The organism is Nocardiopsis alba (genome assembly GCF_000710955.1).
Classification (GTDB): domain Bacteria; phylum Actinomycetota; class Actinomycetes; order Streptosporangiales; family Streptosporangiaceae; genus Nocardiopsis; species Nocardiopsis alba.
Window position 1 is genome coordinate 189,975 of sequence record NZ_BAZE01000008.1, and the last position, 12,559, is coordinate 202,533.

Here is a 12,559-nt window from a genome sequence, read left to right on the forward strand (position 1 = left end):
CTTCGTTCTACCCGAAGTGAGGTGGGGCCCGGTCTCGCGAGACCGGGCCCCACCTCGTGGGCGGTCCGAACGGGGTGTCGCTGTTCCCTGAGGCGGGAGTGCGTCCGGACCTGAGCCCCGAGTGTCACCGGCGAAGCGTCTATCCCCTGTCGCGGGGGCCGGTTCGTGGTCACCTTACCCGCGAAGTCGCCCGAAGTACCCGTCCTTCGGGTGTTCCGAGACGAACGCCTAAATCTTTACAGTGGCAACTTACCGGCGTATAGTTCCATCCATGGCAGACGGATACCACCACGGGAACCTGCGGGCCGCCGTTCTGGAACGGGCCGCCCGGGTCATCGAGGAGAAGGGGCCCTACGGCTTCAGCCTGCGTTCTCTGGCCACCGACCTGGGGGTCAGTCACACGGCCCCCCGTCACCACTTCGGCGACCGCCAGGGCGTGCTCAACGCGCTGGCGACCGAAGGGTTCGCGGAATTGGCCGAACGGTTGAGGGCGAGTGCGGGGGACGGAGGCGGCTTCCTGGAGTCGGGTGTCGCCTACGTCGGTTTCGCCGAGGACCGGCCGGCGCACTTCACCGTGATGTTCGAACCCTCGCTCCTCGATCTGGACGACGCCGAACTCGTCGCGGCCCGCAGATCCGCCTTCGCCGAACTGCGCTCCGGGGTGCGTTCTCTGGGCGAGGAGGTGACGGACGAGCCGGCCGCGATGGTGGCGGGCTGGTCGATCGTGCACGGGATCGCGACCCTGGCCCTCACCGGGAACCTGGACCGTTCCGGTGCGCGAGACCTGTTCGAGGGGGCCGATCTGTCGACCATCACCCGACGCAGTGCCGGGCTCCTGTTCGGTCCGTCGGGGCCCCCTGAATCGGAAGGATGACCGTCATGTCCGCCCCAGTGCTTCTCGTAGCGGGGATCGTCCTGCTCACCGTGGTCGGGATCGCTTATGGAGGTTCCTTTCTCCTGCGTGTGGTCGACGGGGGTTTCCCCGCCAACGATCTCCAGCGGTCCTATTTCCGTGCCGGGCACGCCCACGCCGGTGTACTGGTCATCCTGGGTCTCGTGGTGGCGATCCTGACGGATCAGCCCACCGTCCCCGGATGGGGCGTCACTCTGGGGCTTCTGGTGCTCCTGGCCGCCGTCCTGATGCCCGCCGGCTTCTTCCTCTCGGTGGTGGGCCGCGATCCCGCGAAGCCGAACGGGTTTCGCCTGTTGATCGGGGCGGGAGCCGCCTCCCTGGTCGTCGGGCTGGTCGGCGCGGGTATCGCGCTGATCCTCGCGGGGGCGGGTCTGGGCTGACGGGCCCGTCGGCCGACCCGTGGCTCGGAGGGGGCTGTTCGGGGTGCTCGTCGCGCCCTGGGCGGCCCCTCTTGTTTCATGGTGCTATGTGTCAAAAGTGACAGATCATACAAGGTTTAGTGTTTGTCCGTAATGAGTAACTATGAGAAGTAAGGGCGTGTCGCATCTCTGTGGCGAGTTCGTCGATTCGCTACGTAGCGTGATGACCATCTTCGGGTGAACAGTCTGAACAGTGGTGTTATATGACTGTTTTTCCGTATCGTCCCCCCGGGTATGCCGCCTGTTGACGTCGGAGCACGCGAGACGGCGCGAGGAAACCCGGACGTAGGGGACGAATCGCTGACTCCGAGCGACAATAGCGGGCTCGTTACTCATTGTTATGTCCGGATCCTTGGACTTTGCTCTTCGTGGGTCTTGTTTTTGCAGGTCACCGGGGATGGTGTCTTCTGGTTGATTCAATCAACTCCCGGTTGAACTGCGAAAACGTCGTGTTCTGTGACTATTCAGAACCCGGTGGTGCGACCATTGGTGTCCGCTGGGCCTTAGAATGATGAATATTCTTCTTCGGGTCTTGTGAAGCCCGCCGAGATAGGACATCTTGGTTCCGGGATGGGCTGGAAACACCGAGAAAGGTAGATGCCATGACCGCGTACGCGAAGAGCAGCAGCAAGAACAACGGCGGCTGGAGCTGGTGGTAACCGGCGCCGCCTGACGGTTCCGTAGGGGGAGCGCCTCCTTGTGGGGCCGTCGAGCACCGGGGCCCGATCGACCTGTGTCGGCGGGCCCTTTCGTATGCGATGAACCGGTGGGGCCGTTCTCGGCCGAAGGGATTTGACCGTTCGCCCCGGCGGGTAGGAGACCTTTACGTCCGACGGGCCGTGCACGGGTCCCGCCGATCCGAACCGAAGGGGCGATCAATACCAGTGTCCGATTCCCCCCGACAGCAGCCAGACGGATACAGGTCACCCGAGGAGACACACGGCGAGGGCGGATACGTGCCACCGGTGGAGCCACGGCCCGGCCCCGAGGAGAGGCCGCCCCCGCAAGGCTCCGAGAGCCGGGTGGAGCCCGTCCCGGGGCGCCCGGCGCCGACGATGGCGGGAGAGGGCTTCCGGCGCACGACCAGAGCTCGGAACAAGGTCATACGAGCCGAACGCGGCCGCGGTTTCTGGCACCTGGCCATCGGAACCGTGTTCTACGTGATGGTGGTCGGCGGCATGGCCGACTACGTCGAGCCGGGGACGCGGATCGGCGCCCACCTGGTGTTCTGGCTGCTCATCGGGCTCGGATTCTGGATCGCGGTGGCCCGTGAACGTCGTCACGACTGGGGGCCGCGCCCTCGATGGCCCTGGGCGGCGGCGGCCCTGGGCGGGGCGGTGGCGGTCGAGCTGCTCATCCTGACCATGGGTTCGCCCATGATCATCGTGGGCTCGGTGATCCTGCTGGCCCTGGGGTCGTTCTTCCTGATGCTGGTGGGCTGAACGGGGGAGGGGCTCAGGTGGCCTCGTCGTCGAAGGGCGGACGCTTGCCGTTCAGGCGGGAGGCCGGCTTGGGCTCGTTCTCCTCCTCTTCCTCCCAGAAGTGCTTCTGGATGAAGCGCTTGGGGTTGAGGTCCTGGACGTCGAAGTCCTTGTACTCGGGGCCGAGCCCCGCCTTGATGTCGTTGGAGGCGGAGTTGGCCATGGTGCGGAGTTGGCGGAGGACGCGGCCCACCTGCTGGGCGGCCTTCGGGAGCTGGTCCGGGCCGAAGATCAACAGCCCGAGGAGCAGGAGGAGGACGAACTCCCCTCCACTGATGCCGAACATGTGATGTCCTCGCCTTCGGTGCTGACCGGCTTCAAGCAGGTTAACCGGTATCGCCACGCTTGGGTAACCGTGTCCCCCTCCAAGGCTCGAACGCCCCTGGTAACGGGGTCCGGCCCCCCGCTCGGGGGAGCGGAGGGCCGGGAAAACGCACGTGTGACGGTCAGACCGTTCGAACGTCCGCCGCCTGCGGGCCCTTCGGGCCCTGGATGATGTCGAACTCGACCTGCTGGTCCTCTTCCAGGTTCCGGAAGCCGGTGCCCGCGATCGCCGAGTAGTGCACGAACACGTCGGGCTGACCACCCTCGACGGCGATGAACCCGAAACCCTTCTCAGAGTTGAACCACTTCACGGTGCCCTGAGCCATGTGCTCTCCCTTGGGGACTACGACGGGGCCGCACCCTGCTGGCCCCGGGTCGCCGGGCGCCGCACCGAAGAAGGGACATCCCGAATCGATAAGCGCCCACGTGAAGTTCCGCGAGGCGCCTTGGGCATCCATGGAAACTACAACAGCAACCGGTTGCCGACAGTACCAGGGAGACCCGGGCCCTGCCGAGGCTTTTCCGCTGTGAATCCGCGATACCGAAGTGTCCTGTTTCGGCTACTCGAAACTGTTGATTTCCCGCCCTTGTGCCACTAATGGAGTTCGGTTCCGGGGAACGGTTTACGCCGTTCCCCGGAACGGATCATGAGGCGTCGCGCCCGTAGATCCATACGTCGAACCACAGCCGGTCTCCCCAGGTCTCCTCGGGAAGCGGATAGGCCGACAGAACCGGATAGAGGTAGGCGAAGTGGGCGATGATCAGGAGCACCACCACACCGAAGACCACGCCCCCCAACGCACGCGTATAGGGCGCGAAGCGTGGACTGTCGTCTCCGGCCCCCATCAACAGCCCCAGCGCCAGCACGATGCCCAGCACGAGGAAGGGCAGGATCGGCAGCGCGTAGAACAGGAACATCGGACGTTCGGGGTAGGCGAACCACGGTAGCCAGCCCGCGGCGACCGCGAGCAGTACCGCTCCGGCCCGCCAGTCGCGGAAGGTGATCCACCAGCCGAGCATCACGACCAGGGCGATGATGCTCACCCACCACACGATCGGGGTGCCGATGGAGACCACCGAGGTCACGCACTGTCCCTCGCCGCACCCGACGGCCTGGCCGTCGTAGTGGAACATCACCGGGGTGCGCATGATCAGCCATTCCCACGGCGCGGAGATGTAGGTGTGATCGCTGGTCAGGTTCTCGTGGAAGTTCATCATCCGGCCGTGGTAGTCGACCAGACTCCACAGGGCCTCGATCGGCTTCACCAGGAAACCGGGGATCCAGTCGGGGGCCATGCCGGCGGCGTACTGCCGGTTGTAGCCACCGCCGGTGATCAGCCAGCCGGTCCAGGAGACCAGGTAGACGATCCCGGCGACCACCACGGTCTGGAGGAAGGCGGGGATCGCGTCGTAGCCCAGCCAACGGCCGAAGGGGCGTCGCTGACCGACGCTGCGCCGCGCCCCGTAGTCCCAGGCGACGGTGAGCAGACCGAAGGCCGCCACGAAGAACAGGGCCGACCACTTGGTGCCGATCGCCAGACCGAAGCACAGACCGGCGGCCAAACGCCACCAGCGCATGCCGAGGGCGCCCACCATCGTCGTATCGACCCCGGCCTCCGCCAGGCGGACCAGCCGTTCCCTGGTCTTGTCCCGGTCGATGACCAGACAGGCGAACCCGGCCAGGATCCACAGGGTGAGGAAGATGTCCACCATGGCGATACGGCTCAGGGTGAAGTGCAGGCCGTCCAGGGCCAGGATCAGACCGGCGGTGCACCCCAGCAGGATCGAGCGGGTCATCCGTGTGGCCAACCGGACCAGGATGAGCACGGAGAACACCCCGGCGAGAGCGGAGGCCACCCGCCAACCCTCGGGGTTGACGGCCGTGCCGAAGGGCATCAGGCCCCACAGCTGGTCACCGAGGGCGATCATCCACTTGCCGACCGGCGGATGGACGATGAAGTCGCCGCCGCCGGTGAAGATGTTCGGATCGCCTTGGGCGAGCAGGGAGTCGGAGTTCTCCACCGTCTCGTGCTCGTAGCCGTGCGCCCAGAGCGCGAAGGCGTCCGTGGCGTAGTAGGTCTCGTCGAAGTAGATCCGGTCGGGCCGTCCGAGGTTGAAGAACCTCAGGGCTCCGGCGAAGAGCGCGACGATGACCGCCCCCGCCCACCCCACCCACCAGGGGCCGGGCATACGGGGGACGAAGCGGGAGCGGAGGTCGGAGGGCCGGGCCGCGGCCGGTGGGGTCGAGGGCTCGGCCTCGCTGGAAAGTGCGGTGGTGGTCATCTCGGCTCGTAGGTTGGGGTCAGAGATGGGGGTCCGTTGCGGACGGGCCGCGAAACCGGGTTTCGGTTGGGTCGCTCACGGCCAACCGTAGCGCGACAGGACGGGGATCACAGTGGTTGAGGGTGTTGACGGGACATGGCGCGTCGGGAGGCTCGTCCTGGCCGGGTTGCCCATCGGGAACCTGGAGGACGCGCCGCCCCGGCTTCTGCGCGCCTTGGAGGAGGCGCGCGTGATCGCGGCGGAGGACACCCGGCGGTTGAGGCAGTTCGCCTCCCGCGCCGGGATCCGCCTGGGCGGGGAGGCCGGTGCCCGCGTCGTGTCCTACTACGACGCGAACGAGAGCCGCCGGGGCGAGGAACTCCTCGCCGACATCCGCCGGGGCGAGGAGGTCCTGGTCGTCACCGACGCGGGGATGCCCGGGGTGTCCGACCCCGGCTACCGGTTGGCCGCGGCCTGCGCTGCGGAGGGTGTCCCCGTCACCGCGATCCCGGGCCCCTCGGCGGTGACCACCGCCCTGGTGGTCTCCGGACTGCCCACCGACCGATTCTGCTTCGAGGGCTTCCCCCCGCGCAAGGGCCTGAAGACGTACCTGGACGAGTTGGCGGGTGAGCGTCGCACGATGGTCTTCTTCGAGAGCCCGCACAGGATCGCCGCCACCTTGGAGGCGATGGCCGCGTCGTTCGGGGCCGAACGCAGGGCGGCGGTGTGCCGTGAGCTCACCAAGACCTACGAGGAGGTGCGCCGAGGCGGGTTGGGCGAGCTGGCCGAGTGGGCCGCGGACGGGGTCCGCGGTGAGATCTCGGTGGTGGTGGAGGGGGCCCGCCCCACCGCGGAGACGACGAGCGACGCCGACCTGGTCGCCGCCGTGTCCGCCTTGGAGGACGAGGGCGTGCGTCGTAAGGAGGCGATCGCCCGGGTCGCCAAGGAGACCGGGATCCCCAAGCGTCGGGTCTACGACCTCGCCCATGGGGTGGTGGAGGCCGAGTGAGCAGGGTGAGAACCGGGTAAAGCCTCGCGGGCGCCGGGAACCCCGAGACCTCCGGAGCGTCATATCCATCAGGCGATATAAGACGAGAAGAGGACGTCGTCATGCGTAGTGAGCTCTTTCAAGAGGCCCAGGAGATCCAGCAGCCCGGGATGAGGTTGCAGAACCGCAAGATGCTGAGGGTGGGCCTGGGCGCGGACGCGCACCGAGAGTTCTACGCCCGTCAGGGCTCGATGGTCGCCTACCAGGGCGCGATCGACTTCGCCTACTAGGGCGCCGGCAGCGTCGGTCGGTTCATGAAGAAGGCCTTCACCGGTGAGGGCCTGCCCCTGATGAAGGTCTCGGGACAGGGCGACGTGTTCCTGGCCCACGAGGCCTGGGACGTGCACCTCATCGACCTGGAGGAGGAGTCCCTCACGGTCAACGGGGCCAACGTCCTGGCCTTCGAACCCACGCTGGGCTGGGACATCAAGAGAATCCAGGGCTTCGGCGGGATGGTCTCCGGCGGTTTGTTCAACACGGTCTTCACCGGTCGAGGACGGGTGGCCGTGGCCTGCCATGGAGCGCCGGTGCTGCTCCGGGTCGACCAGCCGACCTTCGTCGACACCCAGGCCGCGGTCGCCTGGAGCAGCTCCCTCGAAGCCGGTATCCGCAGCACCGTCAAGGCCGGCGCGTTCATCGGCCGGGGCAGCGGTGAGGCCTTCCAGCTGGCGTTGGAGGGCCGGGGCTTCGTTCTCGTCCAGGCCTCCGAGGGAGCCCCCGCCCCACCGGTGGCTGACCGGGACACCACGGACACGAAGGGGCCCCGATCCGAGACTTCGGATCGGGGCCCCTTCCTGCCATGTGGGCCGGAGCCTTCCGCCCCGGGCTGCCGAGGGCCCGGGGCGGACGACACCTCCTAGACGACGGCGCCGTCGTCGGCGTCGCGGGCGGCCTTGGCCGCCACCTTCTGCTTCGCCTTGCGCTCCTTGAGCACGTGCGGTGGCGGGGTGTTGTCCCACTTCTGTAGGAAGATGGCGATCGGCACCGCGACGAACACGGTGGAGACCACACCGGTGGTCAGACCGACCAGCATCGCGATGGAGAAGTCCTGGAGCGAGGACCCACCGAGGAAGGTGAGGAAGCCCAGGATGATCCACGCGCCGACGGTCGTGTTCACCGTACGCGGCAGGGTGTTGATCACCGCGCGGTTGGCGATCTCGACGAACGAGGACTTCTCGTCCCTCGCCCATTCGTCTCGCACCCGGTCGAACACCACCACCGTGTCGTTGACCGTGAAGCCGATGACACTCAGGATCGCGGCGAGGAAGACCCCGTCGATGGGCTTGCCCAACCAGACGAACAGGCCGATGACGAGCACGATGTTGAACGCCAGCGACAGCATCGTGGACACACCGAAGGACCAGCGGAAACGCCAGGCCAGATAGATCATCTGGAGGGCCAGGGCCGCGCCGAGCGCGATCAACGCCCGGTTGCGCAGTTCGTCGCCCATGCTCGGGCCGATCAGCTCGTCGCTGACCAGTTCCACACCACCGGTCGCCTCGTCCAGGGCGTCGGCGATACCCGCCGCCTCGGGGTCGGAGATGTCACCGGTACGGACCGAGATGTCGCCGTCTCCGGCCTCTTGGACCACCGCGTTGTCGGCGCCGGGGAAGTCCAGCCCGGAGATGACGTCGCGGGCCTCGTCCACCGAGATGTGATCGTCACCGGTGACCTCGTACTCCATGACACGACCACCGGTGAACTCCACGCCGAGGTTGGTGTCCCGCACCAGCGGGGCGGCGATCGCGGTGACCGTGATCAGGGCCGCGACGATCAGGCCGACGCGGCGGTAGTTCATGATCTGCGGGTTCTTCTCGACCATCCAGGAGCGGACCGCGCCGATCCGGCTGAGGCCGCTGACGGCGGGGTGCTTCTTGATGATCGCGCGACGCACGGCCCACTCCACGAACACGCGCGCGATGATCAGCGCGGAGATCATGGAGGCGATGGTGCCGATGCTCAGCGTCACACCGAAGCCCTGAATGGTTCCGGAGGCGAAGAAGAACAGCAGACCGGCGGCCAGGAACGTGGTGACGTTGGTGTCCAGAACGGCGCTCCAGGCCTTCTGGCCACCCTGGACGAACGCCTTCTCCAGGCTCGGCGGCACCGCGCGACGGCGACGTCGGGCCAGGGCCCCGGTCTCCTTGCCCTCCTCGTCGGGGTCCTTGAGCCCGGCGGACTTGTTGGCCTCGTACGTCCGCTGTTGGCGTTGGTACTCCTCGCGCGCACGTTCGAAGATCAGAACGTTCGCGTCGATGGCCATACCGATCGCCAACACGAAACCGGCCAGACCCGGAAGGGTCAACGTGGCCCCGATGGCGACCAGCGCTCCGTAGGCGATCAGGGTGTAGAAGGCCAGGGCGATCGAGGCCAGGAAGCCGACGAGCCGGTAGACCAGGGTGATGTACAGGGCGGTGAAGGCGATGCCCAGCACGGCCGCGATGGCGCTGGCCTGGATGGCGGCGGCGCCCAGGGTCGGGCCGACGGTCTGGCGCTGCACCTCGGTGACCGGCAGCGGCAGCGAACCGCCCTCGATCAGCACGGCCAGCTCGTTGGCGGTCTCGCTGGTGAAGTCACCGCTGATGGTGGTCTGGCCGCCGGCCATACCCACGTCACAGGCGGTCTCCGGGGTCACCTGGGGCGAGGAGATGATCTGGTCGTCCAGGACGATCGCCACACGCCGGCGCGGGTCGCCCTCCTGGAAACAGGCGGCCTGACCGGTGAGCTCCTGCCACTGATCGCGGCCCTCGCCGCGGAAACCGACGTTGACGACCCACTGGGCGCGGTTGACGCTGTCGAGCGCGGCGTCGGCGCTGGAGACCCGGTCGCCCTGGATGGCGGCGGCGCCCAACTGGAGCGCGGTGCCGTCCTGGTCGGGCAGGACCATCGCGACGTCCTCGGGGTTCTCCGCGGAGGGACCCGCGGGCGCCTGGGGCATGCCCCCGCCACCGCCCAGAAGGTCCTGGAGCTCATCGGGGGACATCTCCGCGGGGTCGCCGCCCTCGGCCGGAGCCTCCTCTCCGCCGTTCTCGGAGTCGGAGGGGGCACGCGCCTCGTCGGAGGGCGGGTTGGCGAAGTCGCCGCCGCCCTGGGGCGCCTGCACGCCCTGGCCGCCGGCCTCGCCCACGCCCAGGACGGGGTGGAAGGAGAGCTGAGCGGTCTGGCCGACGATCTGCGCCGCCTCGGCCGGGTCCTGCACGCCGGGAAGCTCGACGATGATGCGGTTCTCACCCGAACGGGACATGTTCGCCTCGGCGACACCGAGACGGTCGATGCGCTGACGCAGCACCTCGACGACCTTGTCGGTGTTCGCGGAGTCGGCCTTGGTGCCGTCGGGGCCGTCCTGGGTCTCCAGGACGATCTGGGTGCCGCCGCTCAGGTCGAGACCCAGACGGGGTGGGATGAACCACGCCGCGCCGAACGCGACGAGGATGACGAGAAGGGAGATGAGCGCGCGCAGCCAGCGCGCCCCCGCTCCCGTTTGACTGGACAAGGGGTGAACCTCTCACTGCGGATGGTGGGTACCGGTCGCGTGCCCGGCGGCGCCGGGTCCACCCGAGACGTTACGGGCGACCCTGGGCCGGAACGAGGACGCGAAGGTCCGACGTCGACGCGCTCGGGGCGGTCGACGGGACCGACCGGGATGGTCGGAGGGTGGCGTGCGCGGTGAGAGGGGGCGCTCGGGTGGGCGGCAGACCCTCCGCCTCGACCTGTGGTGGTACGCGATCTTGGGGGGGAAGGGGCAACGGCCACCAGGGCTGGTCCCACACCGCCAGGCGCAGGGCGCACGGGGGGACGACATCGGGCAGGTCCCGCAGCATCGGCCGCTGGTCGCAGCCGGAGGCGGCGGGGCCGAGGGCGACCGTCTGTGAGCCGAGGTAGGGCCCCACCTCCTGATCGGTGGAGGAGGAACCGGTGTCGGCGGTCTCCGCCGCGGAGTCGATCCGACCGATCTGCGGCGGAAGGCTCGCTTCGGCGCCCCCTGGCGGGTTCGAGGCCAGGGGGAGAGCCAGAACGACCAACAGCACCACGCCGGCGATCAACGAGGCGGTGCTTCGGGCAGGGCGGGGTAGGGCACGGGCAACCGTGGTGACCACCGCCTCGGACCGGGTTGGAGGGTCGTACTGGTTCCGCCGGTACTCCGGTGGCACACGGCGGCGTTGAGCAGAGCATACGGGTAGGGGACCTCCCCGGGGAATCGCCGGTTCCGTCCCTGTGGACGAAGGCCCGTGAACACGCTGGACGACGGGGAAACCGGTACGCGGACACCCCGCTCCGCCTTTAGTCTTGAGTCATGTCGTCGAAACGCCACATCCTGACCGCGGTCGCCTGGCCCTACGCCAACGGCCCGCGCCACATCGGCCACGTCTCCGGCTTCGGGGTCCCCTCCGACGTCTTCTCGCGCTTCCAGCGAATGTCGGGTCACGACGTGCTGATGGTCAGCGGCACCGACGAGCACGGCACCCCGATCCAGGTACTGGCCGACCAGGAGGGCGTGAGCGCCCGGGAACTGGCCGACCGCTACAACCGGATCATCGCCGAGGACCTGGTCGCCCTGGGCCTGTCCTACGACCTGTTCACCCGGACCACCACCGGCAACCACTACGCCGTCGCCCAAGAGCTGTTCACCACGCTCTACGACAACGGCTACGTCTTCACGCGCACCACCAAGGGCGCGATCTCCCCGTCCACCGGACGCACCCTGCCGGACCGCTACATCGAGGGCACCTGTCCCATCTGCGGCTACGACGGTGCCCGCGGTGACCAGTGCGACAACTGCGGCAACCAGCTCGACCCGATCGATCTGCTCTCCCCCCGGTCCCGGATCAACGGGGAGACCCCCGAGTTCGTGGACACCGAGCACTTCATGCTCGACCTGCCGGCCTTCGCCGACGTGCTCACCGAGTGGCTCAAGGGCAAGGAGGGCGAATGGCGTCCCAACGTCCTCAAGTTCTCCCTGAACCTGCTCGACGACCTCCAGCCCAGGGCCGTCACCCGTGACCTCAACTGGGGCGTGCCGATCCCGCTGGAGGGGTGGAGCGAGAACGCGAACAAGCGTCTCTACGTCTGGTTCGACGCGGTCATCGGCTACCTGTCCGCCTCCATCGAGTGGGCGCGTCGCGTGGGCGAGCCCGACGCCTGGAAGCGCTGGTGGCAGTCGCCGGACAGCGAGTCCTTCTACTTCATGGGCAAGGACAACATCGTCTTCCACTCGGTCATCTGGCCGTCCATCCTGCTCGGCGCGAGCGGCGGGGGCGACCGGGGCGGCGACGCCGGACCGCTGGGCGAGCTGAACGTCCCCACCGAGGTGGTCTCCAGCGAGTTCCTCACCATGGAGGGACAGAAGTTCTCCTCCTCGCGCCGCGTGGTGATCTACGTGCGCGACTTCCTGGAGCGCTACTCCGCCGACGCGCTGCGGTACTACATCATGGCCGCGGGCCCGGAGAACCAGGACACCGACTTCACCTGGGCCGAGTTCGTGCGGCGCAACAACGACGAGCTGGTGGCGGCCTGGGGCAACCTGGTCAACCGTTCCATCTCGATGGCGGCCAAGAACCTCGGCGAGATCCCCGCGGCGGGTGAACTCACCGACGAGGACCGCGCGGTCCTGGCCGCCTCCGAGGAGGCCTTCGCCACGGTCGGGGCCCGCCTGGAGCGCTCGCAGTTCAAGGCCGGTCTCCAGGAGGCCATGCGCACCGTCGCCGAGGCCAACAAGTACATCTCCGACCAGGCTCCGTGGGCGCTCAAGAAGACCGACCCCGAGCGGATGGCCACCGTCCTGCACGTGGCCCTCCAGCTGGTCCAGGACGCCAACACCCTGCTCACCCCGTTCCTGCCGGCCGCGGCCAACAAGGTGTACGCGATGCTGGGCGGGACCGGCACCTGGACGGGCATGCCCCGTCTGGAGACCGGCCACGACACCATCGGCGGTTCCGAGGAGAAGGTGGACTATCCGGTGATCACCGGTGACTACGCCGACAACGTGGCGCGCTGGGGGTCGACGCCGATCGTCCCGGGCACCCCGCTGAACCGCCCCGAGCCTCTGTTCGCCAAGCTCGACCCCTCCGTGGTCGACGAGGAGCTGGCCCGCCTGGCCGGCCCCACCGAGTAG

10 protein-coding genes and 1 pseudogene are annotated in these 12,559 nt (G+C 68.1%); 6 read left to right on the forward strand and 5 right to left on the reverse strand.

The features are described from left to right. Positions 1 to 271: 271 nt before the first annotated feature. The 3 genes from TR33_RS16350 to TR33_RS16360 all read left to right on the forward strand — a co-directional run bounded on the left by TR33_RS16350 (position 272) and on the right by TR33_RS16360 (position 2,774). Positions 272 to 874 carry a TetR/AcrR family transcriptional regulator gene (locus TR33_RS16350; RefSeq protein WP_017533300.1) on the forward strand — a complete coding sequence of 201 codons (603 nt, stop codon included), beginning with the start codon at positions 272 to 274 and terminating at the stop codon, positions 872 to 874. A 5-nt stretch (positions 875 to 879) separates the two neighbouring features. Further along, positions 880 to 1,293, forward strand: coding sequence for a hypothetical protein (locus tag TR33_RS16355; protein ID WP_042283924.1), 414 nt, complete (start codon positions 880 to 882; stop codon positions 1,291 to 1,293). 1,004 nt (positions 1,294 to 2,297) lie between these two features. Next, complete coding sequence (locus TR33_RS16360; protein ID WP_355015604.1) at positions 2,298 to 2,774, forward strand: hypothetical protein; 477 nt, start codon at positions 2,298 to 2,300, stop codon at positions 2,772 to 2,774. Between the two features lie 13 nt (positions 2,775 to 2,787). Here TR33_RS16360 and TR33_RS16365 read toward each other — a convergent pair whose 3' ends face one another. From TR33_RS16365 to TR33_RS16375, 3 genes are all read right to left on the reverse strand, one after another. Next, positions 2,788 to 3,099, reverse strand: a complete 312-nt coding sequence (locus TR33_RS16365; protein ID WP_014909879.1) for a sec-independent translocase — start codon at positions 3,097 to 3,099, stop codon at positions 2,788 to 2,790. Positions 3,100 to 3,259: 160 nt separating this feature from the next. Then, on the reverse strand, positions 3,260 to 3,463 hold the full coding sequence (locus TR33_RS16370) for a cold-shock protein (RefSeq protein WP_014911107.1): 204 nt from the start codon (positions 3,461 to 3,463) through the stop codon (positions 3,260 to 3,262). A gap of 319 nt (positions 3,464 to 3,782) precedes the next feature. After that, complete coding sequence (locus tag TR33_RS16375) at positions 3,783 to 5,420, reverse strand: dolichyl-phosphate-mannose--protein mannosyltransferase (RefSeq protein WP_042283927.1); 1,638 nt, start codon at positions 5,418 to 5,420, stop codon at positions 3,783 to 3,785. 112 nt (positions 5,421 to 5,532) lie between these two features. Between TR33_RS16375 and rsmI the strand changes: the two genes are divergently transcribed. Continuing rightward, positions 5,533 to 6,408, forward strand: coding sequence for a 16S rRNA (cytidine(1402)-2'-O)-methyltransferase (gene rsmI, locus TR33_RS16380; protein WP_042283928.1), 876 nt, complete (start codon positions 5,533 to 5,535; stop codon positions 6,406 to 6,408). 101 nt (positions 6,409 to 6,509) lie between these two features. After that, a pseudogene (locus TR33_RS16385) lies at positions 6,510 to 7,172 on the forward strand (AIM24 family protein); the annotation flags it as partial. Positions 7,173 to 7,303: 131 nt separating this feature from the next. On the opposite strand, the gene secD reads toward TR33_RS16385, so the two are convergent. Then, positions 7,304 to 9,940: a protein translocase subunit SecD gene (gene secD / locus TR33_RS16390; protein ID WP_042283931.1), complete on the reverse strand. Its 2,637-nt coding sequence runs from the start codon at positions 9,938 to 9,940 to the stop codon at positions 7,304 to 7,306. A gap of 70 nt (positions 9,941 to 10,010) precedes the next feature. Beyond that, positions 10,011 to 10,490: a hypothetical protein gene (locus tag TR33_RS16395; protein WP_042283933.1), complete on the reverse strand. Its 480-nt coding sequence runs from the start codon at positions 10,488 to 10,490 to the stop codon at positions 10,011 to 10,013. A 251-nt stretch (positions 10,491 to 10,741) separates the two neighbouring features. Here TR33_RS16395 and metG point away from each other — a divergent pair, with 251 nt between their 5' ends. Next, a complete protein-coding gene (gene metG, locus TR33_RS16400) occupies positions 10,742 to 12,559 on the forward strand; it encodes a methionine--tRNA ligase (RefSeq protein WP_014912906.1) in 1,818 nt (605 codons plus the stop codon).

Excerpts from the sequence above, each read along its gene's own strand:
- TR33_RS16375 (WP_042283927.1), bottom strand. The coding sequence starts at position 5,420 with ATGACCACCACCGCACTTTCCAGCGAGGCCGAGCCCTCGACCCCACCG.
- metG (WP_014912906.1), top strand. The coding sequence starts at position 10,742 with ATGTCGTCGAAACGCCACATCCTGACCGCGGTCGCCTGGCCCTACGCC.
- TR33_RS16370 (WP_014911107.1), bottom strand. The coding sequence starts at position 3,463 with ATGGCTCAGGGCACCGTGAAGTGGTTCAACTCTGAGAAGGGTTTCGGG.
- TR33_RS16350 (WP_017533300.1), top strand. The coding sequence starts at position 272 with ATGGCAGACGGATACCACCACGGGAACCTGCGGGCCGCCGTTCTGGAA.
- TR33_RS16365 (WP_014909879.1), bottom strand. The coding sequence starts at position 3,099 with ATGTTCGGCATCAGTGGAGGGGAGTTCGTCCTCCTCCTGCTCCTCGGG.
- TR33_RS16355 (WP_042283924.1), top strand. The coding sequence starts at position 880 with ATGTCCGCCCCAGTGCTTCTCGTAGCGGGGATCGTCCTGCTCACCGTG.